Source organism: Pseudohalocynthiibacter sp. F2068 (assembly GCF_023015645.1).
Classification (GTDB): Bacteria; Pseudomonadota; Alphaproteobacteria; order Rhodobacterales; family Rhodobacteraceae; genus Pseudohalocynthiibacter; species Pseudohalocynthiibacter aestuariivivens.
The window spans coordinates 119,203-145,168 of the sequence record NZ_JALKAK010000008.1; the positions used below are offsets into that span (position 1 = coordinate 119,203).

Genomic DNA, 25,966 nt, shown 5'->3' on the forward strand with positions numbered 1-25,966 from the left:
CTAAGAAACGGGTTGGTTGGCTTTTTCCGCCTCAGCACGGCGTGCGATTTCCTGCCGATAAAGCGCTACAAAGTCGATCGTTTCCATGTTCAATGGCGGAAAGCCACCGTCGCGGGTTATGTCGCTAACAATCCGACGAACAAAGGGAAACAGCATTCTCGGACACTCGATCATCAGATAGGGGTGCAATTGTTCTTCCGGTAGATTTTCGATCTGGAAAACGCCACCATACTCAAGCTCCAACAAAAACAACGGATCATTACTGCTCTTGTTCTTGGCTTCGATTTTATATTTGGAAATCACTTCATACTGGTTTTCGCCGCTACGTTTTTTAGCGTCCATCGTCACCTGAACCTGTATGTCAGGCAGAACTTCACCCTGAGCGCCTTTTTGCACCAGGATGTTTTCAAAAGACAAATCACGAGTGAATTGCCCGAGGACTTGCATTTTTACTGGTTCTGGTTGGGCTTGAGGCTGCGCGCCGTTTTCGTTTTCGGCCATTTTCAATTTCTCCAAAAGATATCTGACTTTGCAAGGCCGTTTATCAGGTCATTCCCCGGGCCTCAATGATGTCTCGCGACAAGATTTAGTGTTTTGTCCAGCCCGATGATCCTTGCGTTGGGGGCTTGGACGGATCCACCTCGGTATATTCCGCATCAATTATCGTTGTACCGGGGTTGGTATCCTGCCTCGAACGCTCACCCATGGCGAAGCTCTGAACCTCGATGCGGGCACGGATGTAGCGGTATGCGACTGCACGAAAGGGTGGGAACAGCAATAAAAACCCGAAAGCGTCTGTGAAAAACCCAGGTGTTAGCAGCAAAACACCTGCGATTAATATCATCGCCCCGTGGGCCAACGGCTCGGTCGGATCGCTAAGTTCAGCAAAAGACCCGCGCAGCTTTGATATCGCAAGCGCACCCTGATTGCGCACCAGCCAGGTACCCAGAAACGCGGTAAGAACGACAATTGCAAGTGTCGGCCATAAGCCAATAAAGCCACCAAGCTTGATAAAAAGCGCGATCTCAATCAACGGAACTGCGACAAAGGCAAGCAATAGCCACATAAGAACCTCTTTCATCTATCTGGCGCGGTAGACTTGACCTCGCCCCTGTCCTACATATGTCCAGTGAACGTATGTTACCATCCTTTCGAGAGGTTCTGATGAGCAATGCTGCGATTCAACTGCTGGTTCTAGCCGGCGTTGCGATATTTTTGATCCTGAAACTTAAAAGCGTTTTAGGTACACGGGAGGGTTTTGAAAAACCTCCGACACCAATGGCGGTTGACAAATCCCGCCGGGCGGGGCTCGAAGTGATCGAGGGAGGACCAGATCGTGATATCACGGACCATGTAGAAGAAGGCAGCGACGCTGCAAAAGCGCTTGTTGCGATGAAGGGCGCTGATCAGAGTTTTATGGTTGGTGAGTTTTTACAGGGCGCCCGAAGCGCTTATGAAATGATTCTCATGGGTTTTGAAAAGGGCGAGCTTAACTCTATTCGCCCCTTCCTTGCCGAAGACGTCTTTAACGCTTTTTCAGAAGTTGTGGCGGAGCGTGAAAAAAAGGGCTTAACAGTCGAAGCAGAGTTTATCGGCGTTAGCGAAACCACCCTTGTCGGCGCGGACTTTGACCGCTCTACAGGCATCGGCGAAATGCACGTCAGGTTTGTTGGTGAACTGAGGTCAGCGGTGCGGGATTCTGCCGGCGATATCGTTGAGGGCGACCCAAAAGAACTTAAACGTCAAAAGGACACCTGGACATTTGCCCGGACGCTAGGTTCAAGCGACCCGAACTGGCAACTGGTGGCTACAGGGGAATGAGCCATGCGCTTTTGGGGGCTATCGTTATGGCGGTTTTCGCCATGACTTTGCCAACAAAAGCAGCAGAACCGACCCATGAGTTACTTCGCTTTGACGAGCTGAGCGGTTGGAAAGAAGACGACCATCAGGCCGCGCTTACAGCATTTCTGGAAACATGCGGCGATGTTGACGGCGAAGATTGGTCGGCTCTTTGTTCGTTGGCAAAAACACAGCCAAGCGCACGCACCTTTTTCGAACTATTTTTTCGTCCAGTCTTGATAAAGGACGGCAATCCGGCGTTGTTCACCGGGTATTTCGAGCCGGAACTTTCAGGCTCTATGACGCGCACGGGTCGCTATCGGTATCCACTTTACCGTCGGCCGCCAGAAGCTCAGGGCCTTTGGCTGTCACGCCGTCAAATCGAAGAATCCAACGCGCTTCAGGGCCGGGGCCTTGAAATTTGCTGGGTCGACGACCCGGTAGAAGTTTTCTTTCTTCAAATTCAGGGATCTGGTCGGATCCGGCTGACAAACGGTGAAATTTTACGTGTTGGGTATGGCGGGGCCAATGGCCATACCTATCAGTCCATCGGTCAGGAACTTGTACGGCGTGGCGTATATCGGGCTCATCAGGTCTCTGCGCAGGTTATTCAAAACTGGGTACGTCGAAACCCTGTCGATGGGGTAGAGTTGCTGCGTCACAATCCGTCGTATGTTTTTTTCCGCCGCCTCAGAGACCTGCCAGAGGAGAAGGGTCCCTTGGGCGCGATGAACCGCTCAGTTACCCCGATGCGTACGGTGGCAGTTGACCCGAATTATGTTCCGTTGGGTGCGCCGATCTGGGTGGAAAAACGCGGCTCGGGCGCATTTAACCGTTTGATGATCGCACAGGATACCGGGTCCGCGATAAAGGGCGCGCAACGCGCGGATATTTTTTATGGATCGGGCGATGGTGCAGGGCGCGAGGCGGGAAAGGTTCGTGACCCTGGCCGCATGGTTGTTTTGCTTCCAATCCAGGTTGCATTCCAACTGGTTCCAGAGGATGCGGGATGAGCCGAAAACGCCGAACCCTGCGCCCTGATGAAGAAGAGCTTTGGAAGCGGGTTGCAGAGACGGCGACACCATTGCGCCCCGACGTCCCAAACCCAAAGGTAGCATTTGAGTTGGCGAATGTTCGACCTAAGGCAAAAAAAGTAACCGTACAGCCGTTTTCTTTCGGCGAGAAAATAATTCAGAAACCAGCAAGGCACGACTTTGCTTCCTCAATCGGCGAAGACCTTTCCAAGGCGCCGCTACAAATGGATGAAAAAGCTTTTGGTAAGCTAAAGCGCGGCAAGCTTAGCCCAGAAGCACGCATAGATTTGCACGGCATGACAATTGCACAGGCCCATCCGGTTTTAACTGGGTTTATCCTTAATGCGCATGCTTCGCGAAAACGGCTGGTTCTCGTGATCACCGGCAAGGGTAAATCGGCAATTGACGACGGGCCGATTCCGGTAAGGCGCGGGGTCTTAAAGCACCAGGTGCCTCACTGGCTGCATTCCGCCCCCTTACGCCAAGTCGTTCTTCAGGTGTCCGAAGCACACCTTAAACACGGCGGATCCGGCGCTTATTATGTCTACCTAAAGCGTCACCGTTAACATTCGTCGTGCGCGGTTGACCGAGACTGCAACCAACCCGGACGCCGCTATGATAATCACCGCAATCCCAATCATCTGATCTTCAAAATTCAAACCCCTATCGATCAGGAATCCGGTTACGCCGGGCCCGATTGCAGATCCGAATACAAGCGCGGCCATCGCAAGCGCCTTTATCGCCCCAAGGTGTTTTGTGCCATAAAATTCAGCCCAGAAGGCGACAGCCAGTGTCGCTTGCCCCCCGACTGTTATTGCCATCACGCCCATCGCTAAGCCGGCGGCGAAATAACTTTCGGCATCGGAAAAAAGAACAAACCCGGCAGCGAGTGGTATTTGATAAACAGGCATCAATCGAGCGGTTCCAAACCGATCTATAAGCCAGCCAAAAACCAGCGTCGAAAGAACGCCGACGATCGTATAAACCGGAAACAGGGCGACAAGCGCAGCATGGGGCCAGCCTTTGACCTCGGCCAGGTGAACCTGATGAAAGAAATGTGCCGTGATAAATGCTGAAGGCGCCATCAAAGAGGGGATAACGGCCCAGAACAACCAGTGGCGCAACACGCTGAAACGTTGCCAATGCAACCCATTCATTCCGGCGGACGGGCTTTCGTCAGCAACAGACTGCGGTGTACGCTCTTCGTTCAGAAGAAAAAGGAGAGCCGGGATGCAGGCAAGTGCAAGCGACGCACACACCACCCAGAGGAATTTCCAGTAAAAAAGTGTCATTAGGGAAACAAAAACAAGCGGTAATGCCGCCTCGCCAATAGCATATCCCATTGATGCAATGGCAAGCGCCCGACCCCGCGTTGCCACATACCAGCGCGCCATCGCGACCGAGGCGATATGACTGTTCATACCCTGCCCGGTGAATCGAAGCAGAAAGATGACAACTGGCAGCGCCCAGGCTGCAGGCGCAAGCGCCATAGAAAGACATGCCAGCGCAAGCCCAACCATGACAAAAGCACCCAAAGACCGAACGCGAAACTTGTCGGTCAACGCACCCGCCCAGATCATTACAATGGCTGACGTCGCTGTACCTAATGAGTAGATGCCACCCCATGCACCATGGCTAAGTCCGAACTCCTGCCGGATTTCGCCGGCGAATACCGAAATGAAGAAGGTTTGGCCAAAGCTCGATACGAGTGTCAGCAGTACCCCGGCCGATAACCAGCGAACATTACTTCGGAGAAAACCAAGAAAGGACATCAATGCTCCAACCAACGGGCAATTCTTTGCGTGATGGAACAAAAATGAAAAGCGAAAACGACAAGAGGGCAGTTGATTTACAGGGGTGACAAAACCACCTGCGTTGCGTTCTGCACGGTTAAAACGGTGCCTTGAAGCAAATCAAGGCGGCCGGCACGATCGTTGCGGAAAGAGCTTTCGAGCATAGGAAGCAGGGACAAAATTCTGATGAGCGCAGGCGAAGATGCTGCCGTGAAATGGCCATCCAGCCCTGTCGAAAAATCCGTAACATCAAAGACGGTGACTTCCAGATCAGAAATAACGTTCGCATTTGTTAGTGTACCCAGCCTATTTGGTTGCCCGGTTAGCCGCGCAGAAAGCCGCAGCGCCCTGTCTTTCTCGGATGCGAAAATAACAAATGGCTGCGGCAGCTTCCCGATACGCATCGCCTGTTGGTGAAACACTTCAACATCGATGTCAGGCGAAATCAGCACGACGCCGCCAAGCGCTCTGCGCAAAACGGATGAGTCCGAAATCGCCATCTGACGAAGCGTTTCCACTGTCAGGAGCGCGCCAAGTGAATGGGCCATCAATAGTATTTTTTCGGCGCCTGCGTTTTGGACCGTGTCAAGCAACTCCTCAAGCCCGTCGCGCGCGAAAAGGACCGAGTCCCGGTCATATCCGTAGCCAAGCGGATGCCCGGCGCTGGGCCATGAATAGTGCACCGCCACTTCAGACAAGCCAAAATCATGGGATATCTGAGCAATCCGATACACCCCCTCGGCAAAATTATTGTTGAAGCCATGTACGTAGACAATTGCCAGCCGTTCACCTGAAGGTCGAGACCGAAGTTCTTTTCGCAGCGCGGCCCTGAAATCATCTGCTCCGGAAAACTTTGTATCCTGTGTCGCGACAAAGTGCTGACGTGGGTCAGGATTTGACCCGGAAATTTCAATGGCCCCAGTCTCATGATCTGGCGGAACGGAAACGTCTAGCCGGCCAAAGGTAACATTTTCAGATCGTCTTGATCCATACTGGCGCGCAGGATCGGCGCGCCGCGAGGTGCCATAAAAAATAGGGTAATTTGTTCCGGCGTCCTGAGCGACTGGATTAACAACAATAATGCCGCGGGGCGCGCAAGCGACGAGGCCGAGACATAGAAAAAGCGTTAAAGCCCGAACGAACACGCCCATAAAATCCCGACCCGAATGAACACTTTCTTGAGTGTTACAGTTTATTTCTAAAAGCGGCTATAGCACGTAGCGACTAAGATCCGTTGATTTTGTGAGCTCGCCCAGATTTGCATCAACAAATTCGGCGTTAACCGTTACGTCAATGCCTGCTTGGTCGGGCGCGGAGAAGCTAAGCTCTTCAAAAACCCGCTCCATAACCGTGTAAAGCCGACGCGCGCCAATGTTCTCGACACTTTGGTTTACGTCCGCTGCAATTTTGGCCAGTGCCGCAATGCCGTCTACGGTAAAGGTCACAGTCACGTCTTCGGTTGCCATTAAGGCAGTGTATTGAAGTGTTAACGCATTGTCCGTTTCGGTAAGAATTCGGACAAAATCACCTTCGGTCAGCGCACGAAGCTCAACGCGAATTGGCAGACGACCCTGAAGCTCGGGCAACAGGTCAGACGGTTTCGCAATGTGAAACGCGCCGCTGGCGATAAACAGAATATGGTCTGTTTTAACGGGTCCGTGTTTCGTTGAGACAACCGTTCCCTCGATCAGCGGCAGCAAATCGCGCTGCACACCCTCGCGGCTTACGTCAGCGCCGCGCGCATCTGCGCGGGCGCAAACCTTGTCAATCTCATCAAGAAACACGATGCCATTTTGCTCGACAGCTTCTAACGCATTTCGCGTAACGATCTCGTCATCCAGTAACTTGTCCGCCTCTTCCCCGATCAATAGCGCATAGCTTTCGGCGACGGTAAGCTTTTTACGCGTGGTTCGGCCGCCCATCGCTTTGCCAAAAAGGTCACCCAAATTCATCATGCCCATGTTCTGACCAGGTTGGCCCGGAACCTCGAACATCGACATCGGGTTAGTGGAGTCGGCGATATCAAGCTCGATCATCGTATCGTCAAGCTCTCCGTTCTTGAGCTTGCCACGAAACATTTCGCGGGTGGTTTCACGGGCGTCTTTACCTGCGATAGCTTCAACAACACGCTCTTCTGCAGCAGCATGAGCGGCGGCTTTTACGTCATCGCGCATCTGTTCGCGGATCATGGCAATTGCACTGTCAGCAAGGTCGCGGACAATCTGCTCTACATCGCGGCCCACATAGCCAACCTCGGTAAATTTCGTTGCCTCAACCTTGATAAACGGTGCGCGCGCAAGCTTTGCCAAACGACGGCTGATTTCGGTCTTACCCACCCCGGTTGGGCCAATCATCAGAATGTTTTTCGGATAAACCTCTTCGCGCAAATCGTCGTTTAGCTGTTTGCGCCGCCAACGGTTGCGCAATGCCACGGCGACAGCACGCTTTGCGCCATTTTGACCAATGATAAAGCGGTCCAGCTCAGACACGATTTCGCGCGGGGTAAGGTCTGTCATAGTTTTTATGTCCAAAAAGAAGAGTAGAGAACAACCTAGTCATACACGCCGAAAACACAAGATCGCACAGTTGGTTCACGCAATATAACCTGTAGGTGAGAGGCGGTATTTATTTACTTTTTATTAACTAAGTTTGCCAAACGAAATTCAAAGGAGGACACCATGATTTCGAAACGCAATATCATCAACCTGTTCGGCGCTGGCGCAACGGCCATCGCCCTTAGCGTGACCGCAATGCCTGCACTAGCTGGAATGAATGGCGACAGCGGCACATTTATTGGCCAGTCCAACCACGTCACCACGGGCGGAGTCTCTATCGTGGAAGAGGGCGGCAAATTCTACGTAGAACTTGCTGATGATTTTAGTCTTGATGGCGGCCCTGACCCACGCGTTGCGCTTGGCAACAATGGGTACGACTCTGATACACTCCTTGGCGAGCTTCGTGAGCTTACAGGCACACAACGTTACGAAATCCCGGCCAGCGTTGATATCAGCGACTACAATCAAGTTTTTATCTGGTGCGAAATCGCCGGTGTTCCACTTGGTGTTGCAACCCTGAACTAAGGCAGACCTCCCAAATGCCTGTCTGACCGCATTTATGTGGTCAGGCTTTAATCTTTTCAACTGTCAGGTTTCCATTGGTGTAAACACAGATATCAGAAGCAATCGCCATAGCTTTACGTGCTATTTCTTCGGCCTTGAGATCGCTGTCCATCATGGCCCGTGCGGCGGCGAGCGCATAGTTCCCACCTGATCCGATTGCCGTCACATCATGTTCAGGCTCCAGAACATCGCCCGCGCCGGTTATGACCAACAGTTCGGTCCCGTCGGTGACAATCAGCATTGCTTCAAGTTTTTGAAGATATTTGTCGGTACGCCAGTCCTTCGCAAGCTCAACAGAGGCGCGCGCCAATTGGCCCGGCGTCGCCTCGAGCTTGACCTCAAGCCGTTCGAGCAGTGTAAAGGCGTCAGCGGTTGAGCCAGCGAAGCCAGCGATAACGTCATAGCCGCCGGGCGCAAGTTTGCGGACTTTACGGGCCGTTCCTTTGATCACTGTTTGACCAAGGCTGACCTGACCGTCGCCGGCAATGACAACCTCGCCACCCTTTTTTACGCCGATAATCGTTGTGCCGTGCCAACCGGGAAAATCTTCGTTAGCCATGTGCCCTCCGTTTGTTCAGACCTATATGGCTTGGTGTTTGGTGAGGTGCAAGGTTACGTGTTCGCAAGAACCCGGTCTGATGCTTTCTCTGGCAATAACGCTTCAACCGCTGTCGCCACAACACAATGAAGAACGCCACCGCCAGCCTCAACACCATTCAAATCGTCTTTCGCTGCCTGCATGAAAAGAAAAGGGGCGCAAAAGCGCCCCGTAATCTTATAGTTATATTAGAGATCAGACAGCTTCGTCGATCCAGCTTTGCAGCGCGGCTTTGGGTGCCGCGCCAACTTTGTTGGAAACAACTTCGCCATCTTTGAACATGAACAACGCCGGAATACCGCGCACACCCAATTGGGCGGGGGAATTTGGGTTGTCGTCCACATTTACTTTGACGACCTTGATCCGGCCTTCGTATTCGGCTGAAAGCTCTTCCAGAGCGGGGCCGATCTGCTTACAGGGGCCGCACCATTCTGCCCAGAAATCTACGATTACTGGAATGTCTGATTGCTTGACTTCGGCGTCAAAGGTTTCGTCGGTGACTGCGACAGTGGCCATAGGCTCTCTCCGAAAAAATGGAATGCGTTGGGAGTGGAACGTAGGTGCCCGACAGGGGGCCGTCAAGGAGAAGCCGCGCGACGAAGCGCTTCAATCACAGCTTCTTGTGAAAGCGGCATCAATTCTGCTGTCCGCGTCCACAAAATGGCAGTCTCAACCGACCGGTCCGGGTAGATTTGTGAGAGCGCTGCCGAATAGGCCCCCATTTGGCGTAATATGCCCTCGGGCACATCAGAAGTATTTTTGGGAACAAGCGCGTTTGATTTGAAATCTACGGCCAAAACACGAGCTGGCTTGATCAGCAACCGATCGATCGTGCCATGAATGCGCTGCCCGTCAAGGTCCGGCAGGTTTGCGGAAACGTCAACTTCGGCAAGGGTATCATCCGAGAATAAAAACGCGAGCTTTGGGTTCATTAAGACCTGCTGCGCCTCTGCTAAAAGCGCGCGCGCCTCTTGCTCGGGTGTAGTGTCTTCTCCCGAGGATAGAATATCAATCGCCAGCGTCCCCCAAGTTTCTGGTGGGTAAACAGGCAGATATTCAAGCAAACGATGCAGCCTTCGTCCTCGCAACAATGCTTCTTCTTCATCTAGCCCGGCATCGCCCAGTAATGCCTTCGCGCCGCCCAAACCAGACGGGGCCGATGTTTTTTCTGTATCTGCCGGAGTGATCGCCCTTTTTTGCGCCCAGTCCGGAAGATCAGCGCGGGCTGCGGTTAATTGATCAGGCTCAACTTTCCCGAGGCCGCTCCAGTCACCTTCTTCAAGCCGCAGCCCCTGCCCGCCCGCAAACATATGCGGTGCAGCACCCGATGTGTTCATTCCGCTTCGGGCGGTTTCATACCAGCTGTTGCCATCTTTACCCAACTCACCAGCCGCCGCGATAATCAGCCATTTTTCAGCCCGCGTCATTGCCACGTATAGCAACCTATCTCGTTCGGCGGCCTGCTTAGCCTTTAACGTTTCATGGGCTTCGGCCATTATCCGGGGCTGCATGTTGGCGGAGGCTTTCCAAACTGGCCCGCGTTCTGTCAGGTAAATCTCGTCTCGCAGGTTCAAATTACGCTGGCCTGTATCAGGCAAAATCACGATGGGTGCCTCCAGCCCCTTTGCGCCATGAACGGTCATCACCCGAATTTGGTCACCAGCACTGTCCATTTGCCGTTTGATTTCAACGTCATCCGCCTCTAGCCATGTCAGAAATCCTGTAAGGCTGGGCACTTGCGCACGCTCATAGGAAAGCGCCTGCGATAGCAGCGCATCGATTCCATCTTCTGCCTCAGAGCCCAGCCGGGCCAGCAGATTTAACCGCCCGCGATAGCGGGTCAGAATCCGTTCAATCAAATCATAGGGCCGCAGATAGTCGGCATCATCGCGCAACGCCTGAAGCATGGCGTGCGTCTCTGGGTGTTCTGCGGCCTTTCCCCGAAGCGCGGCCCAAAGATATTCCTTTTCGCCCCTGCGCTGGGCAAGTGCGTGCAGGGCCTCTTCTGTCCAGCCAAACATCGGGGACCGGAGAGCGGCGGCTAACGAAAGATCGTCTTCTGGCGTGGCCAGAAAAGACAGCAGCGCCGAGATATCTTTGACAGCAAGTTCTGCACCCACTTTCAATCGATCCGCCCCGGCAATAGGCAGGCCGAAATTTTTGCAGGCGCGAATGATTTCATGAAACAGATCAGATCGGCGCTGCACCAGTATCAGAATGTCCCCTGCCCGCACCTTTCGCATTTCAAATTCACCGGTCTGGCCGACTTCTTCGGGAATATTTTCTTTCCCGATCATACCAGCAATCTGCTCGGCGATCTGGGACGCGAGCTTTACCGAGTGGTGGTTTTCAGCGACCTTATCAACCGGATCGAACCAATCCCTGTCTTCTTTTTCCGCGGTTCTCGGAATGGCAGGCCAAAGATCAACGCGCCCGGGCATGTTTTGCTTGAACGAAATGTGATGAATGTCGCCACCCAGGCCGTTGCCCGTTCGTTCCTGAAACGCTGTATCAACAAGGCGAAGTATCGGGTTTGCGGACCGGAACGAATATTCAAGTTGCATGGGCTGAAAGGGAATTTGCACATCGTCCAGTTTTTTCTGAAAATGCGCGCGCATCCTGTCAAACCCATCAGGATCGGCGCCCTGAAAAGAGTAGATGGATTGTTTTTTGTCCCCAACGACGAAGATAGATCGTTCCACCTCTGCGCGTGCGCCTTCACCTGTTGTAAACTCTTGCGCCAACCGTTCAATCACGTCCCATTGCGCAGGGCTTGTGTCTTGCGCCTCGTCGACAAGAATGTGATCGATCCCGCCATCCAACCGGAACAAAACCCACTGCGCAACAAGTGGATCGTTCAGCAAGCCGCGCGCCTTTAAAATCAAATCATCAAAGTCGAGCCAGCCATGGCGTTGTTTGCGTGTGTTGTATTCTGCCAGAAAAACACTCGCGAACTCATGCAATGCAAGCGTTTTTTGGGCGGAATAGAGACTAATTCGCATCTCGCGCGCGGCCTCAACCCGCGCCATTAAACCGTTCAGCTGATCTTGTATAGGCCCAAGCTTTTCGCGAGTGGGTTTCGTTGGAACCGCATCAATTTTGGCAACAAAGGAACCGGCTTTCGTGTCTTTTCCGCTTAGAAAAACACTCTCGAAAATTGTTAGGTCTGAGAAAGAGATTTTATTCGGATCTATGAGAGCCAATCTTGCCGCATTTTTAGCGTCTGTCGGGCCTCCGGCAAACATGAGAGCTACAGCTGTTTGCAGTAAATGAGGCTCATCTCCTTTAAGAACAGCAGTCAACACATCAGACTCGGATGTGTCTGCGTTCAGATCAAACCTCTTCCATACGTCAACGGCGTTGGGTTTTTTGGCAAAGGCTTCTTTGTGTTTTACAATTTCTCGCGTCAGCGCTGAAAAATCTTCGCCAGAATAATAATGCGCGACACCGTCGATGAGTTTGACGTTTGACCCATCGGCAAGCTCTTCAACAATTTCCTCGCGAAGCAGCTTGGCAGCCCTGTCGTCCATTTCCGTGAACTGAGGTGAAACCCGCGCTTCAAGTGGAAAGCGGTGCAGCAGCGATGAGCAGAAGGAGTGGATTGTTTGAATCTTCAACCCGCCCGGCGTTTCGATCGCCCGCGCGAACAGACGCCGTGCCCGGGCGAGAACATCTGCGTCTATTTCAACCTCAACGCCGAGGGTCAGTAAATCCTCCCGCAGCGCAGAATCCTCTTTCATCGCCCAGGAACCCAACCGTTTGAACAACCGATTTTGCATTTCTGAAGCAGCGGCTTTTGTGTAGGTCAGGCATAAGATGTGTTGGGGCGAAACCTCGCCTAGCAGCAGACGCGCAACGCGGTCTGTCAGAACCCTCGTTTTGCCGGATCCGGCGTTTGCCGAAAGCCAGACAGATCCACGCGGATCAGCGGCGCGAACCTGTCGTTCGGTGGCTGCGTCGCGACGTTTCATGGCATTTCCTTTGGTGCCGGCTCCTGGGTTTCATCCCATTCGCCGAAACGCGCCAAGTGGTCAAAGTCGCCCCCAAAGCGCATTTTTGCCATGGCGCGACGAGAGGTATATCCTTGTTTTGGGCCTGAATAGGCTCTAATCAGCGCGTCAAACTCTTGCCAAACCTGATCAAGCCCTGGGTCATCCAGCGGTGCGTGCACTTCCTTTGGCGAACTACCAAGCCCGATGTATGTCGCGCCAGCAACATGTGCCGAGCCGATTTCAGAAAACCCCCCGCGCTCAACCATTGCGGCCTCTAGCAGTAGCTGTTTGTCAAAATAGGTTTGTTCTTCGGCAGAGGGCGGTGCACCGGTTTTGTAGTCGATGATGTACACAGACCCATCAGCGGCGCGGTCAAAGCGATCAGCTTTCGCGGTGAGCGTAAAACCCTGCTCAGCCAGCGAAACGCTTCCTAAAAGTTCTGTCTTTATCGGCGTCGAAATCGCGCGTCGCGCTTGTTCCCCGGCGATAAACCAGTCAGCAACCCTGGCAAGCTTTGCCCACCAAATACGCCGGGCGGCGGGCCAGGGCGCATCTTCGAGCAAAACCTGATCGGCGATGTGCAAAAGCTCTTCTCGTGTAGAGGCGCTTTTTGACAAGAATTGCTCCATCACCTTATGAAGAACGGTCCCGCGTAGGGGCGCATCTGGCGTTTGCTTGATCGGGTCAAGCGGTTTAAGCCTAAGAACGTACTGCGCGTAAACGGCGTAAGGATCGCGGATCAATGTTTTGATGCGTGTCACGGAAAGTTTGCGTGGTCTCTGGTTGGTCGGGGGGTACGGAGAAGGTCTGTTTTCCGCAGGAACAGAGACTTTTGGTGTTGAAAGCGCCTCGGCCATATCAAGCCAGAACTGGCCGCGTTGCTCCATATCTGAATACGCCTCTTTGCCCCCTTGTTCCGTTAAGCCGTTAAGAAGGTTAACAAGCCGATTAACCCAGCGCGAGGGAACTGTTTCAGCCTCGGCGTCGCGAATGGCGCGGGTTAGCCAAACTTCCTTTGCCGCAATGGCCTGCTGAAAGTCATGGGCTGACAGGCCGATGCGCCGCTCGGGCAAAAGCAAGCCGGCATCTTGGCGCATCTTTCGGTTCAACCACGGGTCGGGGGCGGGTTGTTCGGGCCAAACCCCATCATTCAGACCGCCGAGTATGACCAGATCGGCACCCTGAACACGCGCTTCCAGCGTTCCCCAGATCATAATGTTTGAATGCGGGCGGCTTGGGTCACGGACTTCAACGCGCTTAAGGATAGCCAAGAACAACGCGTTGTAATCAGCGGGTGAAAGAATACCGCCAGCACTTGCCTCTCGTTCCAGCTCCTGAACAGCAGCAAGCGCCGCTTTTCCTGCTGGCTTGTCCCAAAGTGTGCCGGCCCCTTCAACGACTGGTCCGGCAGCGAGCTGTTCGGCAATCTGCAAATGGTGCCGGAGATGATCGGAAAGCGGTCTTTCTGAAACCTGTTCCAACCCTCCCAGCATTTCCCCTAACCATTTTGTCCAGTCAAGGCGCCCGTCATCGGCACGTAACTCGGCCCAGCCAGTCAGATCCGCCGGTGTTGGGAAGGGTGGCCCGTAGCGGCGCAGAGACAGCTCTAATTCCCGCGTCCATAAAAGATGTAAGCCGCGATTTTCAGCACCGGTATAGGAAAGCGGATGTTTTAGCAGCGTTAGCAGCGATTCGGATGTCAGTTTTTGACCAAACAGGTTTGAAACATGCCGCAAGAAACGACCCGGTGCTGAAAGGTGCAATGGTCGCCCCGCGCTATCGTCTGGCTCTATCCTCCATTGATCAAGCGCTGCGGTGACTTGCCGCGTAAGTTGGCGATCAGGTGAAATAAGGGCAGCGGTTTCTCCATCTTCTGCCGCTTTGCGCAGACGAAGCGCAATTGCGACCGCCTCAAGACGCGAAGACGGGGCCTCTATCAGGCTTATGGATTCGGTTGATTTGCCAACATCCGTTAACGTGCGCCCCTCTGTCATCCATTGATCTGTTACGGGGGCAGGTCGCAGGGCGAGAGAAACAAGCCGGTTTCGCGGCGGGCTTGGAACAGGGGTGTCAGACCATTTCAGAACGTCACCCGGACCCAGATCCAGCGAATTCATGAGCTTCGCAAACCGATACTGCGGGTGGTCTTCTGTCGTGAGCGCGTTGTCGAGGCTGGTCCAAACAGACGCAGGCATGTCAAAATCAAACCCGGGCAACACGAGGGCACCTTGCGGAAGGCGTGCCACAGCCTGCATTAGCAGATGCGTGGCACCACGAGAGCCGGTTGAACCAGCAACAATCACTGGATGGTCTGGCGGAGAGTCCGCCCAGCGCGAAACAAGCCGTTCTATAACCATGCGCTGACGCGCCTCTGAATCAGGCGCTTTTTCGAACTCATCCTGAAAAAAGCGCTGTATTAGAGATACAAATTTGAGCGCGCGCTCCCAATGTCCAGATTGGTCAGTTACATCCAGTTCCGCTATTTTTTCGGGCGATATACCTTCACCCTGCATTTCATCCATCAAGGCAGCAAGGCTGTCAGCAAGATCAAAAACGGCAGAGCGAGGCGCGAGATCAGGTTGTTGTTTTAACAATTGGGCCACGAGCTGCGAAAGCTCCAGCCGACGTCGCAGCGGCGGGACGGCTGGCGGCAGATCGGCCATTGCAGCATCTTGACCCAAATCCGTCACAAGCCGAAGTCGCGGTAACAAAAGGGCAGGGCCAGAATCAAAAAGGTCGCGCACGCGCCGCTGCATTCTGCGGGTGTTCACAAAAACCTCAACACGCGCCACGTTCTCAGGCGGCATTCCCTGGGTCCGATCCAGCAGGCCGTGTACCAGAGCCTTCGCAAAATCAGCGCCTGGTGGTAGCCCGAAAATTCTGGCCTTTTCGCAAGGGTCAAACATCGCGCACCTCTGCCAACAGATTTTCTGCTTCGGCAATACCTTCGGGGCGGCCGACATCACACCATTGGCCGGGATAGAGCAGGCCATAGATTCGGTTTTCAGCCATCATTTTGTTCCAGAGAACATTCAGCGAAAACACATCGTCAGCGATTTCAGAAAGCCGCTCTGTACAGAGGATTTGCGCGCCGGAATATATATGGCCCGGGCCGCGCGTTAACTGACCGGTGGCGTTCACTACAAAATCACCCGCCCCTGTATGTCCACGCGCATTCTGGGGGGCGACGAGAAGCAAAAGAGCGTCCATTTTCTCTGGATTCCACGCTTCGGCCAATAACTTTAAAGGGTTAGGTCCCGCCCATATTGCGTCAGAATTGAAGGTAAATACCGGGCTTTTCCCAAGAAGCGGGAGCGCGTGACGAAGACCGCCACCCGTTTCCAGAATGGTCTCAAGCTCCTCGGAGAAAACAACATTTCTGTTTGCCAGCTGATCGCGCATCATTTCTGATTTGTAGTGCAGGTTTACAACGGTTCTGGCGATACCTGCGCCCTCGACCTGATCCAATGCGTGATCTATCAGCGCCCGACCGGCAACTTTTATCAGCGGCTTCGGCATTTCAGCGGCAAGCGCACCCATCCGCGTACCAAGCCCAGCAGCAAACAACATAAGTGAATTTGGGTGTGAATCAGTCATGGATCAGATCAAGCACAGGCTGCCAGCGCGCCGATTTGGCCGAGGCCGTCAGATGCCGATGCTCGGCTTCAGCGACGACCGAAAATGAAAGAATAAGGCCGTCGTTAGGCGCAAGATCGGCCAGCCTGTCTGGCCATTCGACGAGGCAAATTGAATTTTCAAAGGCGTCTTCGAGGCCGAGTTCCAGAGCTTCGTTCGGAGAGGTCAACCGATAGAGGTCACAATGCCAGATTTCGACGTCGCCGGCATCATAAGTTTGAACCAAAGTATAGGTTGGCGAAGGTATGTCTTCGGGAACGCTTATCCGTGCAAGAATTACCGCACGTGCAAAATGGGTTTTGCCGGCACCTATTGGCCCCTCAAGCAAAACGGTGTCACCCGCACGCAAATGTGGTGCGATTCTGGCTGCTAGATTTGCAGTTTCCTGAGGTGACGTCAGGAGCTGTTGTGAGGAATAGGCCGACATGGGCTGACTTTAGCTGTCCGGCGGATGGCCGCAAGCCAGATCAGCCATGTTCCTGGGCGCGTAAAGGAATTTATTTGTAGGAACGGCGACAAACTTTTCCCAACGCTAAGCAAAACAGCTCAAACGTCGATCGGTTGGTTTTGACCCAACGCACGCCTCGGCGTCGTTGCTTCGGGCGTATGCCCGAACCTTGGCCATTTCACCTCTACAATTGCGCCGCATTTTTCTGGCCGTTCTTCATCAGCCAGAAAAGGATCAGACCCGTTGGCAAACGTTAGATCCGCGCCGGAGCGTTCCAGAAGAGTTTTGGCTATGAACAACCCAAGCCCCATCCCTTCATATTCCGGCCTTTGGGCACGTTCTGCGGCGCTTCGCCGCCTGCGCACAAAAGGATCACCGATCCGGCCAAGCAGATGCGGCGGAAAACCAGCGCCATCATCGATGATTTGCAGGCGAATATGGTCTTGGGTCCAATGCGCCTCGACCCATACATTTTTTTCAGCAAAATCAACGGCATTCTGAATAAGATTGCGAATACCGTGGATCATTTCTGGCTGTCTGTAGACGATTGGCTGCATGCCACCATCACCTTCCCGGTCAAATGCAAAATGCACCGTTTTGCCGCGGCTAATATGTGGCTCTGCTGCCTCTTCTATGAATGTTGAAAGGGGCGCTGTTCGCATGTGCAGATCATCTTTTCCAATACGGCCCATTGATTGCAGAATCTCGCGGCACCTGTCGGCCTGATCGCGGATCAGCCCTGCATCTTCTCGTAGCTCCGGGGACTCAGACAAATCTTCAATCATCTCGGTGCTGACCAGCTTTATTGTAGCAAGGGGGGTCCCCAACTCGTGCGCTGTGGCCGCGATCACCCCTCCAAGGTCAGTCAATTTTTGTTCGCGCAGAAGCGCTGTTTGGGTTGCGGCAAGAGCCTCGGACATGTTGTGGATTTCAGAACTGACCCTTCGGGCATAGATGCCCAGAAAAACTGTTCCAATGACAATCGACACCCAAAACCCAAAGACGAAAACATTTGGCAGTCTTAGAATGAACCCCTGTTCAGTACGAAGCGGGATATAGTAGGTCGACAAAAGTGTTGTCATGCCCAAAGCGATAAAGCCCAGAAATAGCGTAGACCGCAAATGAAGCGCGGTTGCCGAAATCGTAACGGGCACCATGATTAACAAAGCGAAGGGGTTGTTCAGCCCGCCGGTCAAAAAAACCAGCGCGGAAAGCTGTGAAATATCGAACAGAAGCAGCAACACGGCCTGCGTTTCTGTCAGCCTCTTATTTTCCGGATAAACAAAAATTGAAATCAGGTTTGCAATAACAGACGCGCTCAGGGCCATTAAGACCAAACCAAGTTCAAGCTGCAGGTGGTAATACCGCAACGCTATGGTTATTGCGGTGACCTGACCAATGATCGCGACCCAGCGCAAAACCATAAGCGTACGCAAGCGAACCCAGTCGCTCCTGGCGTCGCTGATAAAAAGGGCAGTGTCTTTTTTTGTCATACGCTCGCCAAACTGTGATTGCATCAATCTGTGCAATTGTTAGTCATGCGCGTAGACGTGATCAATGCGCAGCAGACGAAAACCGTAAAGAGGGTAAAAATGGCAAAAACTTATGCAATTGTCGCGGGCACAGCGATTGTCGCGCTTTTGGCGGGCCTTTGGTTTGCAACAGCCCGAAACGCGGCCGATATTTTTGCGGCCTGCAGGGCATCGCAAATTGCTGGCGGTACAGGTAGTATTGGTGGCCCATTTACACTGGTCAATCAGCAAGGTCAGACCGTAACAGACAAAGAAGTCATTACGGGCCCGTCCATCGTCTATTTTGGTTATACATTTTGTCCCGACATTTGCCCGGCGGATACTGCGCGCAATGCAGAAGCTGTCGACCTTCTGGAACAGCAAGGGATAATGGCGACCCCTGTCATGATTTCGATCGACCCAGAGCGGGACACACCAGAAGTGATGGCGGATTTCGCATTCAACCTGCATGAGCGGATGATCGGATTAACCGGAACTGTGGAGCAGGTCAAAGCAGCGTCGCGGGCCTATAAAACCTACTATCAGAAACAAGAGGGCGACGAGGAATACTATCTCGTAAATCACTCAACGTTTAGCTATCTCGCTCTACCAGAGTATGGGGTTGTTGAGTATTACACACGTGATATGACCGCAACTGAGATGGCGGAAAGCGTTACCTGCTTTGTAGAAACGGCGAGCTAAATTGACCCGCTGCACGCAACCGCATACAAGGGACGCTAGGACAACGCGCGCAAGGTATTTTAATGACAGACCGAGAATTACTTGAGATCGGAGATGACAAGTCTCTGCTTCTCGTAGATGACGACGAGCCATTTCTGCGCCGTCTGGCGCGAGCCATGGAAAAACGTGGCTTTGAGCCAGAACTGGCCGGGTCTGTTGCGGCTGGTAAGGCGATTGCGACAGCCCGCCCCCCTGCATACGCGGTCGTTGATCTGCGGCTTGAGGATGGCAACGGCCTGGATGTGGTTGAATTGCTGCGCGAACGCCGCCCCGGTGCGCGGATTATTGTATTGACTGGATACGGCGCTATCGCAACAGCGGTTGCAGCCGTAAAGATCGGGGCGACTGATTATCTTTCTAAGCCTGCTGACGCGAATGACATAACGGCCGCCTTGTTGGCGAACGGTGATGCCCTGCCACCACCACCAGAAAACCCAATGTCTGCAGACCGGGTTCGCTGGGAACACATTCAGCGTGTTTATGAGTTGTGCAATCGTAATGTAAGCGAAACGGCGCGGCGCCTGAATATGCATCGCCGCACGTTGCAACGGATTTTGGCGAAACGAAGCCCACGCTAATCTTAGCTGCAACAACGCAACCAGTCGATAAATGGCGCAAGCGATGGGTGCATATGGTTTTCGCGCGTCACGATGTAGTAGCCAAGTTCGCCCGAATCTTCCTGAAATACGCTAACCAGGGTTCCGTTTTTCAAATCACTTTCAACCAGCGCATAAGCCTGAATCGACAGTCCGTACCCTTGCCGTGTTGCTGACAAGACCAGGGTATTGGTTGCGAAGGTTGTGATCTGCGACTGGTTCAGGTTTATACCATGCGCCTCGGCCCAGAGTCGTTGTTCAGGGTGTCCCTGTTCAATCAGCCAGACGTGTTTTGATAAATCGGATGGGCCGCCAAATTCGATTTTTTCCGCAAACTTCGGGCTGCAGGCGATCACATAAGTGGATTGCGTAAGCCGCTCTGCCTTATGCCCCGGCCAGTTCCCGCCCCCGTATCGGATCGCAAAATCGATTTGGCCGCGCTTCAGGTCGAGCACTTTCGTCGTTGGAACGATCGAAATTTCAAGGCCCGGACGATCAGCCCAAAATGCACCAAGCCGCGGCATAAGCCAGTTTTCAGCAAAACTTGGCGTTGTGGAAATTGTAAGAGGGCGCGTTGTTGCATCTGAAATCAGGTCCTTAATGCCTGCCTCAATCGTCCCAAACCCATCACTTAACGTGTCAGCCAGCCGACGCCCTGCTTCCGTTGGCTCCATCAGTCGTCCGTGTCGTTCGATCAAAGATTGAGAAAACCTCGCCTCTAATCCGCGCACGTGCTGCGCAATCGCCGCATGGGTCACATTCAGCTCTCGTGCTGCCGCGCTAAAATTCTTTAACCTCGCTGCGGATTCAAAAGCGCGAAGCGCAGCGAGTGAAGGGATATTTCGCCAATCCATAGTCTACCTGTTAGTTCAGCTTACAAAATAGAAATTTTTAAGATTAGCACAATAGGATGAACGCTTTTATTTCTAACGTATGAAAACGACGAATTGGAGAATGACATGTTATCTATTCTAGCAGACAGTCTGTTAACCGCAACATGTGTAAAACGTGGTTGCAGAGTGCCAGAGCATCCAAAGCCGCATGCAGATCGCTTTATTCCGACACGTAATCGCACCGAGAAGCGGCTGGGAAAGAAGTTTAACTCGCTTAGGGATCTCTGGTAAAAATTAGCAGGCGCGGCCTCTCCCTGCTGCGCCTGCTAAAGCGTGAAGCGTTTGCTGATCCTGTCAACAAGTGTACCGTCGCTGAGCGGAACGTCGCAATCAAGGCGCCATATTTCAAAGCCCAGGGATGCATAATAAGCAAGACCGCCTTTTTTATCAGCCCTGATCGTTGCGTTGATCCAGCGATACCCAGCATTACGCGCCGCGATTTTGGTGGCCTCAAACAAACCTGTGCCGATACCCATTTTGACCGCGCCGATCCGAACAAAGCTCGCGATGTCGCACGCCTCGATAGGCAACTTCTTATTCGGCTCAAAATACTGAAACCCCACTATTTGTTTTTCCGGAGTTTCTGCTACATGCCAGCCGTTTCTGCCCTGATGGGCATCCATCCATTCAATCAAGACCGAAGGTGCCGTCGGTTTTTGCATGGCAGTCGTTCCGCCAACCTGAACGATCTGATTGAGGATTTCTGCCATACCAACAGCATCATAACGAAAGGCGGGCCGTACAGAAAAGTCACTATTTCAGCCCAATTCCGCTAAAAGCAGCCGATGCCTCGCGGTATAATCATTGCGAACCTCAAGCGGTGGCCGTAGCCGGATCGTTAAGCCATCAATCATATCGGGCGGCGGTTTGCCAAAAAACTTGTCCGCCTCTTTCTTTGTAAACCCGGCGATCTGGGTGGCCTCGAGCCAAGCAGAAATTTTGTCAGCTTTTTTTATTTGACGCTTAACAGAGATAGGCGTCGCGGTGGGCAATCCAAACCGCAGGTGAATTGCTGCAGTCAGCCGATCATCAAGTGAACTATACCCAAGACCCACGGCAGCTTTCACAGGTGAAATCATGTCTCCTATTACGTACTCGGGCGCATCATGCAGAAGCGCTGCAAGTTTCCACTTTGCTGGGGCATTTGGGGAAAGTCGCATGTAAATCTGTTCAACCAACAAGGAGTGTTCGGCAACTGAATAGGCAAAATCACCCTGTGTTTGCCCGTTCCAGCGCGCAACAAAAGCTAACCCATGTGCGATATCCTCGATCTCTATATCAACTGGGGTCGGGTCGAGGAGATCTAGCCTGCGACCTGAAAGCATTCTCTGCCAGGCTCTGGGTGGTGTTGCCATTGTGCTACATCCTCTTTTTAAGCCACTCTATCGCCGCATTTTTCATTCAGCGTAGACGAATAGATCACGTGCTGCCGCCGTTTGTGTGAAGATTTGTGTTTTGAACACAGACGTACGGACCATGATCTTATTAGTCGAGGGGGGCACTGTCATCCTCCCGGCGTGCCCTCCTCAAAACCGAAGCACTAACGAAAGGAGCTTGCTATGTTCAAGCGTCTTCTTACAGCCGGGCTTTTGTTCGGCATGGCAGCAACGGCCCCCCCGGCGCACGCAACATCCTGCGCGATGCGCGACCAGGTCGTCGACCGGCTAAAATCAGAATTCTCCGAGCAACTAACAGCCGGGGGTATTCAGGCGACACGATCGGCACAGACACTCCTAGAAGTCTGGGCCTCCCCAGAAACAGGCACATTTACAGTTATGTTAACCAGCCCAAATGGCGTTAGCTGCATCGTGGCAGCCGGCACAGATTGGTTTCATGACCTGCCAACGCCAGAACCAGCAGGCCAACCAAGTTAACCAACGCTTTGGTGCGCCTAACGTAGTTTCGGCTAACCTATTGTCGGTCCGACGACTGAATGCTATCTGCTGCGCGAAAGTTATTCGCAAGGAGCGTGGGCAGGATGCCAAAGGATTACATCGTAAAAGATATTTCGCTGGCCGAATACGGCCGCAAAGAACTGGATATCGCCGAAACAGAAATGCCGGGCCTAATGGCTTTGCGGACAGAGTATGGCGACAGCAAACCACTTAAAGGCGCACGTATTGCCGGGTCATTGCATATGACCATTCAAACGGCTGTTTTGATCGAAACGCTTGTTGTCCTTGGCGCGGATGTGCGCTGGGCGTCCTGCAACATCTTTTCAACTCAAGACCACGCCGCCGCCGCTATCGCCGCAGGTGGAACTCCTGTTTTTGCGATCAAGGGTGAGACACTCGAAGAATACTGGGACTACGCAGACCGTATCTTCACGTTCGAAGAGGGTGGTGCAAACATGATTCTGGACGATGGTGGTGACGCGACGCTTTACATTCTTCTTGGTGCACGGGTCGAAGAAGGTGAGACAGACATTATCGAGAAACCGGAGTCTGAAGAAGAGGTCGCCCTTTTTGCCCAGATTAAGAAGCGGCTAAAAGACAGCCCCGGCTGGTTCGTCAAACAACGCCACATGATCCAGGGCGTGACAGAAGAAACCACCACAGGCGTCCACCGTTTGTATCAAATGATGGAAAAAGGCCATTTGCCTTTCCCGGCGATCAACGTAAACGATTCTGTCACCAAATCGAAATTCGACAATAAGTATGGCTGTAAAGAGAGCCTAGTCGACGGTATTCGTCGCGCGACAGATACAATGATGGCTGGCAAAGTTGCTGTTGTCTGCGGCTATGGCGATGTTGGTAAAGGGTCTGCCGCGTCTCTTTGCGGGGCTGGCGCGCGCGTTAAGGTAACCGAAGTTGACCCGATCTGTGCGCTTCAGGCCGCGATGGATGGTTTCGAAGTGGTTGTATTGGAAGATGTCATTGATAGCGCAGACATTTTTATTACGACGACCGGAAACAAAGACATCATTCGTATCGAACATATGCGCGCGATGAAAGATATGGCGATTGTTGGCAACATCGGCCATTTCGACAACGAAATTCAGATCGCTTCACTTAAGAACCACAAGTGGACAAACATCAAAGAACAGGTCGATATGATCGAAATGCCCTCGGGCAACCGGATCATTCTATTGTCAGAGGGCCGCTTGCTGAACCTTGGCAATGCAACGGGACATCCGTCTTTTGTGATGTCAGCAAGTTTTACAAATCAGGTACTTGCACAGATCGAACTTTGGACCAAAGGCGACGAATATAACAACGAAGTTTATATTCTTCCAAAACATTTGGACGAAAAAGTCGCGCGTCTGCATCTGGACCGTATCGGCGTGAAGCTGACGACGCTGAAAAAAGAACAGGCTGATTACATTGGCGTGAATGTTGAGGGCCCTTATAAGCCAGAGCATTACCGCTACTAACGGGATCCCATAAAACTAAAAACCCGCGCCGCAGTTTGGCGCGGGTTTTTTTGTGAAACTTAAGCAGATTTTCCGCCGGGAACCCGCAGAACCTGACCGGGATAAATTTTGTCCGGATGGCTCAGCATCGGCTTATTCGCCTCGAAAATTTCTTTGTAGCGATTACCATCGCCAAGCGTCTTCGTCGCTACCGCCCAAAGCGTGTCACCTTTTTCAACGGTGTGAAAAACGGATTCCCCTTCTAGGTCCGCCTCGACCGAAGAGATGCCCTCGACGTTGCCAACAGCCAGAACAATCTTTTCTTTTTCTTCTGTCGACATCGTTCCGCCACTTACTTTTACCTTTCCATCAGTAACGGTTATATCGAACCCGTTTGTATCCAGGCCAAGTTTTTCAACCTCTGCCTTCAACGCTTCTTCGGGCTGTATTTCTGACGCTTCGGCAGAGCCAATCAAAGATTTCCCTGCATTCTTCACAAAGTTCCATAGTCCCATCTTGTCCTCCAGAGTTGGTTGGGTTGTATGGCGGCAATTTGCGCCGGTCGTATTGCGCAAACTAGGGGGAATTATCCGGCAATCTTTTCCTTTGTTATCTTCACGAATGGTTCTAGTCTGCATTTGGACGGCTCGATGTTACGGGCTAGCGGCGGGGGGTTGCCCCGAAATTATTGTTTGGAGATTCCCATGGGAAAAAGAGACGATCTTATTGCGCAATACGCGGATGATTTGAAAAACAAATGCGGCATTACACCTGATATGGATTTGCTAACCAAAGTCACCATCGGTTGCGGCCCGGCAATATACGATGCGGATGCATCGACAGTAGCTGGATCTCAGGAGCATGAGCTCGATACAGTCAAAAACAATTTTCTCATCAAGAAACTCGGTCTGAATGATGGTCCTCAATTGATGGACGCAATCAACGCAGTTATCGAAACCTATGGTAAATCAGAGCGCAACAAGTACCGCGCGGTTGTCTACTATATGCTTACAAAACATTTCGGTAAAGAATCCGTCTACGGCTGATTGGCCGAGGGGATTAACGCAAGCGCCCGCCTTTTGGCGGGCGTTTTCGTTATAAGCAACCGTGCTTTGGTGAGTTTAATTTTACTAGTTTTGTTGCAGTAATTTTGTTGCCTTGATGGCCGAGCGCATCTAGTTTCAGATCAATGGCCAGAACAGCCGGGACCTTTTGAAGAACACGTGTGGTGCTGAGGGAGCACGTGGGGTGGCGGAGGGTTCTGGTGTTTCAGGGCCCTCCGTATTTCAAACTAAAACCAACACAAGACCCATAATTGTACAGCCGAACGTTGCGTAGCCTCCATCAATAAGTGTAAGCGCGCGTGGGCGCATGCTAAAGGCGTAATTCGTCAATATCCACGGGCTGACAATGAATATTCCCAGTCCGAAACCGCCCATTAACCCCGTTCCAACTGTGTCTATTCCGGAAATGAAAAAGATGTGACGCATCATCCCCGCGACGATCAGAGCCGAAACAAAGCTAATGATATAGGGTTTTGGATCTTTGCGGTTGATCTCGCTCTCTCGAAGTCCCGCAGCAGCCATCCAAGGCTTCGCAAGCGCCATATACCAGACAGCCCCAAACGCATAAGACGCAATTGCAGCTATTACAACAGACAGAAAACCCATGTCGTCCTCCTATGATTTATGGTGGAATAGTGACTGAAATACAGGAAAATGCTAGCTTTTTAAGCCACCCATTCCGCAGACAGTTTTCCATTCTTTTTCCGTTACAGGCTGCACCGACAAACGGGTATTGTTGACTAGGACCATGTTTTCAAGGCGCGGCTCTTCCTTACACATTTGAAGTGTGACTGGCAGCTTAAGCGGTTTGACCGCTTTTATATCCACGCAATCCCAGCGAAGATCATCGGTTGTCGTATCGGGGTGCGACTCTGCGCAAACCTCAACGATTCCGACAATCTCTTTTTCCTTTTGTGAATGATAGAAAAACCCGAGGTCGCCAATTTTCATCCGACGCATATTGTTGCGTGCCTGATAGTTGCGCACACCATCCCATTGTTCGCCAGCGTCACCTTTGGCAACCTGCTGGTCCCAACTCCAGGTTGATACTTCGGATTTAAACAGCCAGTAGGCCATCAGCCAATCACCCTTTTCCATTCCTGCAGGTCTACGCTCTCAAAAAGTCCTGCCTTTGCATAGGGGTCATTTTCGGCCCACTTTGCTGCATTTGCAATGCTGTCGACGGACAGAACAATCAGCGAGCCACACATCTGACCATTCGCATCCAGAAACGGGCCTGCCTGTTCTACAACACCGGTTTCTTCAAGATAGGCAAGGTGGGCAGGACGGTTGTCCATCCGGATTTGCAGGGATCCGGGTTTGTCTTTGACGATAAGCGCTACACGCATT

General features: G+C 52.5%; 28 protein-coding genes. 9 read left to right on the forward strand and 19 right to left on the reverse strand.

The genetic code is table 11. The features are described from left to right. Entirely contained in the window at positions 1 to 501 is a 501-nt protein-coding gene (secB, locus tag MWU63_RS11115) for a protein-export chaperone SecB (protein WP_213889678.1), read from the reverse strand. 85 nt (positions 502 to 586) lie between these two features. Beyond that, positions 587 to 1,066 carry an FxsA family protein gene (locus MWU63_RS11120; RefSeq protein WP_247077896.1) on the reverse strand — a complete coding sequence of 160 codons (480 nt, stop codon included), beginning with the start codon at positions 1,064 to 1,066 and terminating at the stop codon, positions 587 to 589. 98 nt (positions 1,067 to 1,164) lie between these two features. On the opposite strand from MWU63_RS11120, the gene MWU63_RS11125 reads away from it, so the two are divergent. From MWU63_RS11125 to MWU63_RS11135, 3 genes are read left to right on the forward strand one after another with little or no spacing between them, the layout of a single operon-like run. Beyond that, the gene (locus MWU63_RS11125) at positions 1,165 to 1,821 is read left to right on the forward strand and encodes a Tim44/TimA family putative adaptor protein (protein ID WP_213889681.1); all 657 of its coding nucleotides are present in this window, start codon (positions 1,165 to 1,167) and stop codon (positions 1,819 to 1,821) included. Then, on the forward strand, positions 1,818 to 2,852 hold the full coding sequence (locus MWU63_RS11130; RefSeq protein WP_213889683.1) for a murein transglycosylase A: 1,035 nt from the start codon (positions 1,818 to 1,820) through the stop codon (positions 2,850 to 2,852). Before MWU63_RS11125 ends, MWU63_RS11130 begins: the two co-directional genes overlap by 4 nt. Continuing rightward, positions 2,849 to 3,439 carry a Smr/MutS family protein gene (locus MWU63_RS11135; RefSeq protein ID WP_247077905.1) on the forward strand — a complete coding sequence of 197 codons (591 nt, stop codon included), beginning with the start codon at positions 2,849 to 2,851 and terminating at the stop codon, positions 3,437 to 3,439. Before MWU63_RS11130 ends, MWU63_RS11135 begins: the two co-directional genes overlap by 4 nt. Here the strand turns inward: MWU63_RS11135 and MWU63_RS11140 are convergent. The 3 genes from MWU63_RS11140 to hslU form a co-directional block, all read right to left on the reverse strand. Continuing rightward, positions 3,422 to 4,645 carry an MFS transporter gene (locus MWU63_RS11140; protein WP_213889687.1) on the reverse strand — a complete coding sequence of 408 codons (1,224 nt, stop codon included), beginning with the start codon at positions 4,643 to 4,645 and terminating at the stop codon, positions 3,422 to 3,424. The genes MWU63_RS11135 and MWU63_RS11140 overlap by 18 nt on opposite strands. Before the next feature lie 77 nt (positions 4,646 to 4,722). Then, positions 4,723 to 5,817, reverse strand: coding sequence for an alpha/beta fold hydrolase (locus MWU63_RS11145; RefSeq protein ID WP_213889689.1), 1,095 nt, complete (start codon positions 5,815 to 5,817; stop codon positions 4,723 to 4,725). A 57-nt stretch (positions 5,818 to 5,874) separates the two neighbouring features. After that, positions 5,875 to 7,182: an ATP-dependent protease ATPase subunit HslU gene (gene hslU, locus MWU63_RS11150; protein WP_213889691.1), complete on the reverse strand. Its 1,308-nt coding sequence runs from the start codon at positions 7,180 to 7,182 to the stop codon at positions 5,875 to 5,877. Positions 7,183 to 7,344: 162 nt separating this feature from the next. Between hslU and MWU63_RS11155 the strand changes: the two genes are divergently transcribed. Beyond that, entirely contained in the window at positions 7,345 to 7,746 is a 402-nt protein-coding gene (locus MWU63_RS11155) for a DM13 domain-containing protein (protein ID WP_213889692.1), read from the forward strand. 40 nt (positions 7,747 to 7,786) lie between these two features. Here the strand turns inward: MWU63_RS11155 and hslV are convergent, their stop codons facing one another. The 7 genes from hslV to MWU63_RS11190 all read right to left on the reverse strand — a co-directional run bounded on the left by hslV (position 7,787) and on the right by MWU63_RS11190 (position 17,952). Continuing rightward, the gene (gene hslV / locus MWU63_RS11160; protein ID WP_213889693.1) at positions 7,787 to 8,344 is read right to left on the reverse strand and encodes an ATP-dependent protease subunit HslV; all 558 of its coding nucleotides are present in this window, start codon (positions 8,342 to 8,344) and stop codon (positions 7,787 to 7,789) included. Positions 8,345 to 8,578: 234 nt separating this feature from the next. Further along, a complete protein-coding gene (gene trxA / locus MWU63_RS11165) occupies positions 8,579 to 8,899 on the reverse strand; it encodes a thioredoxin (protein ID WP_213889696.1) in 321 nt (106 codons plus the stop codon). Positions 8,900 to 8,961: 62 nt separating this feature from the next. Continuing rightward, the gene (addA, locus tag MWU63_RS11170) at positions 8,962 to 12,354 is read right to left on the reverse strand and encodes a double-strand break repair helicase AddA (protein WP_247077907.1); all 3,393 of its coding nucleotides are present in this window, start codon (positions 12,352 to 12,354) and stop codon (positions 8,962 to 8,964) included. Next, positions 12,351 to 15,281, reverse strand: a complete 2,931-nt coding sequence (gene addB, locus MWU63_RS11175) for a double-strand break repair protein AddB (RefSeq protein WP_247077909.1) — start codon at positions 15,279 to 15,281, stop codon at positions 12,351 to 12,353. The genes addA and addB overlap by 4 nt, the downstream gene beginning before the upstream one ends. Further along, positions 15,274 to 15,972 carry a nucleotidyltransferase family protein gene (locus MWU63_RS11180; protein ID WP_213889699.1) on the reverse strand — a complete coding sequence of 233 codons (699 nt, stop codon included), beginning with the start codon at positions 15,970 to 15,972 and terminating at the stop codon, positions 15,274 to 15,276. The genes addB and MWU63_RS11180 overlap by 8 nt, the downstream gene beginning before the upstream one ends. Next, complete coding sequence (tsaE, locus tag MWU63_RS11185) at positions 15,965 to 16,438, reverse strand: tRNA (adenosine(37)-N6)-threonylcarbamoyltransferase complex ATPase subunit type 1 TsaE (protein WP_213889701.1); 474 nt, start codon at positions 16,436 to 16,438, stop codon at positions 15,965 to 15,967. Before tsaE ends, MWU63_RS11180 begins: the two co-directional genes overlap by 8 nt. 119 nt (positions 16,439 to 16,557) lie before the next feature. Continuing rightward, the gene (locus MWU63_RS11190) at positions 16,558 to 17,952 is read right to left on the reverse strand and encodes a sensor histidine kinase RegB (protein ID WP_213889702.1); all 1,395 of its coding nucleotides are present in this window, start codon (positions 17,950 to 17,952) and stop codon (positions 16,558 to 16,560) included. 99 nt (positions 17,953 to 18,051) lie between these two features. On the opposite strand from MWU63_RS11190, the gene MWU63_RS11195 reads away from it, so the two are divergent. Both MWU63_RS11195 and MWU63_RS11200 read left to right on the forward strand, forming a co-directional pair. Then, positions 18,052 to 18,672, forward strand: a complete 621-nt coding sequence (locus MWU63_RS11195) for an SCO family protein (protein WP_213889704.1) — start codon at positions 18,052 to 18,054, stop codon at positions 18,670 to 18,672. A 62-nt stretch (positions 18,673 to 18,734) separates the two neighbouring features. Then, positions 18,735 to 19,289, forward strand: coding sequence for an ActR/PrrA/RegA family redox response regulator transcription factor (locus MWU63_RS11200; RefSeq protein WP_213889706.1), 555 nt, complete (start codon positions 18,735 to 18,737; stop codon positions 19,287 to 19,289). Between the two features lie 2 nt (positions 19,290 to 19,291). On the opposite strand, the gene MWU63_RS11205 is transcribed toward MWU63_RS11200, so the two are convergent. The 3 genes from MWU63_RS11205 to MWU63_RS11215 all read right to left on the reverse strand — a co-directional run bounded on the left by MWU63_RS11205 (position 19,292) and on the right by MWU63_RS11215 (position 21,555). Further along, a complete protein-coding gene (locus tag MWU63_RS11205; protein WP_213889707.1) occupies positions 19,292 to 20,161 on the reverse strand; it encodes a LysR family transcriptional regulator in 870 nt (289 codons plus the stop codon). 305 nt (positions 20,162 to 20,466) lie between these two features. Continuing rightward, positions 20,467 to 20,910, reverse strand: coding sequence for a GNAT family N-acetyltransferase (locus tag MWU63_RS11210; protein WP_213889708.1), 444 nt, complete (start codon positions 20,908 to 20,910; stop codon positions 20,467 to 20,469). 48 nt (positions 20,911 to 20,958) lie between these two features. Continuing rightward, positions 20,959 to 21,555 carry an HD family hydrolase gene (locus MWU63_RS11215; RefSeq protein WP_213889710.1) on the reverse strand — a complete coding sequence of 199 codons (597 nt, stop codon included), beginning with the start codon at positions 21,553 to 21,555 and terminating at the stop codon, positions 20,959 to 20,961. 204 nt (positions 21,556 to 21,759) lie between these two features. Between MWU63_RS11215 and MWU63_RS11220 the strand changes: the two genes are divergently transcribed. Together MWU63_RS11220 and ahcY are read left to right on the forward strand one after the other, a co-directional pair. Further along, positions 21,760 to 22,074 (forward strand): hypothetical protein, encoded by a 315-nt coding sequence (locus tag MWU63_RS11220; RefSeq protein ID WP_213889712.1) that lies wholly within the window; start codon positions 21,760 to 21,762, stop codon positions 22,072 to 22,074. Between the two features lie 104 nt (positions 22,075 to 22,178). After that, entirely contained in the window at positions 22,179 to 23,573 is a 1,395-nt protein-coding gene (gene ahcY, locus MWU63_RS11225) for an adenosylhomocysteinase (RefSeq protein ID WP_213889719.1), read from the forward strand. A gap of 59 nt (positions 23,574 to 23,632) precedes the next feature. Here the strand turns inward: ahcY and lysM are convergent, their stop codons facing one another. Next, entirely contained in the window at positions 23,633 to 24,067 is a 435-nt protein-coding gene (gene lysM / locus MWU63_RS11230; RefSeq protein WP_247077911.1) for a peptidoglycan-binding protein LysM, read from the reverse strand. A 189-nt stretch (positions 24,068 to 24,256) separates the two neighbouring features. Between lysM and MWU63_RS11235 the strand changes: the two genes are divergently transcribed. Further along, positions 24,257 to 24,598 (forward strand): DUF2853 family protein, encoded by a 342-nt coding sequence (locus MWU63_RS11235; RefSeq protein ID WP_213889723.1) that lies wholly within the window; start codon positions 24,257 to 24,259, stop codon positions 24,596 to 24,598. Between the two features lie 240 nt (positions 24,599 to 24,838). On the opposite strand, the gene MWU63_RS11240 is transcribed toward MWU63_RS11235, so the two are convergent. Genes MWU63_RS11240 through MWU63_RS11250 form a run of 3 tightly spaced genes read right to left on the reverse strand, consistent with a single transcriptional unit; the run spans position 24,839 to position 25,965 of the window. Further along, a complete protein-coding gene (locus MWU63_RS11240; protein WP_213889725.1) occupies positions 24,839 to 25,222 on the reverse strand; it encodes a DUF1761 domain-containing protein in 384 nt (127 codons plus the stop codon). Between the two features lie 51 nt (positions 25,223 to 25,273). After that, positions 25,274 to 25,693 (reverse strand): EVE domain-containing protein, encoded by a 420-nt coding sequence (locus MWU63_RS11245; protein ID WP_213889727.1) that lies wholly within the window; start codon positions 25,691 to 25,693, stop codon positions 25,274 to 25,276. Then, positions 25,693 to 25,965 (reverse strand): YciI family protein, encoded by a 273-nt coding sequence (locus MWU63_RS11250; RefSeq protein WP_213889729.1) that lies wholly within the window; start codon positions 25,963 to 25,965, stop codon positions 25,693 to 25,695. Before MWU63_RS11250 ends, MWU63_RS11245 begins: the two co-directional genes overlap by 1 nt. Position 25,966: the final 1 nt, after the last annotated feature.

What these genes read in the sequence shown, in the direction of transcription:
- MWU63_RS11200 (WP_213889706.1), top strand. Translation starts at nt 18,735, where the DNA reads ATGACAGACCGAGAATTACTTGAGATCGGAGATGACAAGTCTCTGCTT.
- addB (WP_247077909.1), bottom strand. Translation starts at nt 15,281, where the DNA reads ATGTTTGACCCTTGCGAAAAGGCCAGAATTTTCGGGCTACCACCAGGC.
- MWU63_RS11215 (WP_213889710.1), bottom strand. Translation starts at nt 21,555, where the DNA reads ATGGCAACACCACCCAGAGCCTGGCAGAGAATGCTTTCAGGTCGCAGG.
- MWU63_RS11135 (WP_247077905.1), top strand. Translation starts at nt 2,849, where the DNA reads ATGAGCCGAAAACGCCGAACCCTGCGCCCTGATGAAGAAGAGCTTTGG.
- ahcY (WP_213889719.1), top strand. Translation starts at nt 22,179, where the DNA reads ATGCCAAAGGATTACATCGTAAAAGATATTTCGCTGGCCGAATACGGC.
- MWU63_RS11235 (WP_213889723.1), top strand. Translation starts at nt 24,257, where the DNA reads ATGGGAAAAAGAGACGATCTTATTGCGCAATACGCGGATGATTTGAAA.
- MWU63_RS11120 (WP_247077896.1), bottom strand. Translation starts at nt 1,066, where the DNA reads ATGTGGCTATTGCTTGCCTTTGTCGCAGTTCCGTTGATTGAGATCGCG.
- MWU63_RS11155 (WP_213889692.1), top strand. Translation starts at nt 7,345, where the DNA reads ATGATTTCGAAACGCAATATCATCAACCTGTTCGGCGCTGGCGCAACG.
- MWU63_RS11140 (WP_213889687.1), bottom strand. Translation starts at nt 4,645, where the DNA reads ATGTCCTTTCTTGGTTTTCTCCGAAGTAATGTTCGCTGGTTATCGGCC.
- addA (WP_247077907.1), bottom strand. Translation starts at nt 12,354, where the DNA reads ATGAAACGTCGCGACGCAGCCACCGAACGACAGGTTCGCGCCGCTGAT.
- MWU63_RS11130 (WP_213889683.1), top strand. Translation starts at nt 1,818, where the DNA reads ATGAGCCATGCGCTTTTGGGGGCTATCGTTATGGCGGTTTTCGCCATG.
- MWU63_RS11220 (WP_213889712.1), top strand. Translation starts at nt 21,760, where the DNA reads ATGTTCAAGCGTCTTCTTACAGCCGGGCTTTTGTTCGGCATGGCAGCA.
- hslV (WP_213889693.1), bottom strand. Translation starts at nt 8,344, where the DNA reads ATGGCTAACGAAGATTTTCCCGGTTGGCACGGCACAACGATTATCGGC.
- tsaE (WP_213889701.1), bottom strand. Translation starts at nt 16,438, where the DNA reads ATGTCGGCCTATTCCTCACAACAGCTCCTGACGTCACCTCAGGAAACT.
- trxA (WP_213889696.1), bottom strand. Translation starts at nt 8,899, where the DNA reads ATGGCCACTGTCGCAGTCACCGACGAAACCTTTGACGCCGAAGTCAAG.
- lysM (WP_247077911.1), bottom strand. Translation starts at nt 24,067, where the DNA reads ATGGGACTATGGAACTTTGTGAAGAATGCAGGGAAATCTTTGATTGGC.
- MWU63_RS11180 (WP_213889699.1), bottom strand. Translation starts at nt 15,972, where the DNA reads ATGACTGATTCACACCCAAATTCACTTATGTTGTTTGCTGCTGGGCTT.
- secB (WP_213889678.1), bottom strand. Translation starts at nt 501, where the DNA reads ATGGCCGAAAACGAAAACGGCGCGCAGCCTCAAGCCCAACCAGAACCA.
- MWU63_RS11210 (WP_213889708.1), bottom strand. Translation starts at nt 20,910, where the DNA reads ATGGCAGAAATCCTCAATCAGATCGTTCAGGTTGGCGGAACGACTGCC.
- MWU63_RS11240 (WP_213889725.1), bottom strand. Translation starts at nt 25,222, where the DNA reads ATGGGTTTTCTGTCTGTTGTAATAGCTGCAATTGCGTCTTATGCGTTT.
- MWU63_RS11145 (WP_213889689.1), bottom strand. Translation starts at nt 5,817, where the DNA reads ATGGGCGTGTTCGTTCGGGCTTTAACGCTTTTTCTATGTCTCGGCCTC.
- MWU63_RS11190 (WP_213889702.1), bottom strand. Translation starts at nt 17,952, where the DNA reads ATGACAAAAAAAGACACTGCCCTTTTTATCAGCGACGCCAGGAGCGAC.
- MWU63_RS11125 (WP_213889681.1), top strand. Translation starts at nt 1,165, where the DNA reads ATGAGCAATGCTGCGATTCAACTGCTGGTTCTAGCCGGCGTTGCGATA.
- hslU (WP_213889691.1), bottom strand. Translation starts at nt 7,182, where the DNA reads ATGACAGACCTTACCCCGCGCGAAATCGTGTCTGAGCTGGACCGCTTT.
- MWU63_RS11245 (WP_213889727.1), bottom strand. Translation starts at nt 25,693, where the DNA reads ATGGCCTACTGGCTGTTTAAATCCGAAGTATCAACCTGGAGTTGGGAC.
- MWU63_RS11195 (WP_213889704.1), top strand. Translation starts at nt 18,052, where the DNA reads ATGGCAAAAACTTATGCAATTGTCGCGGGCACAGCGATTGTCGCGCTT.
- MWU63_RS11250 (WP_213889729.1), bottom strand. Translation starts at nt 25,965, where the DNA reads ATGCGTGTAGCGCTTATCGTCAAAGACAAACCCGGATCCCTGCAAATC.
- MWU63_RS11205 (WP_213889707.1), bottom strand. Translation starts at nt 20,161, where the DNA reads ATGGATTGGCGAAATATCCCTTCACTCGCTGCGCTTCGCGCTTTTGAA.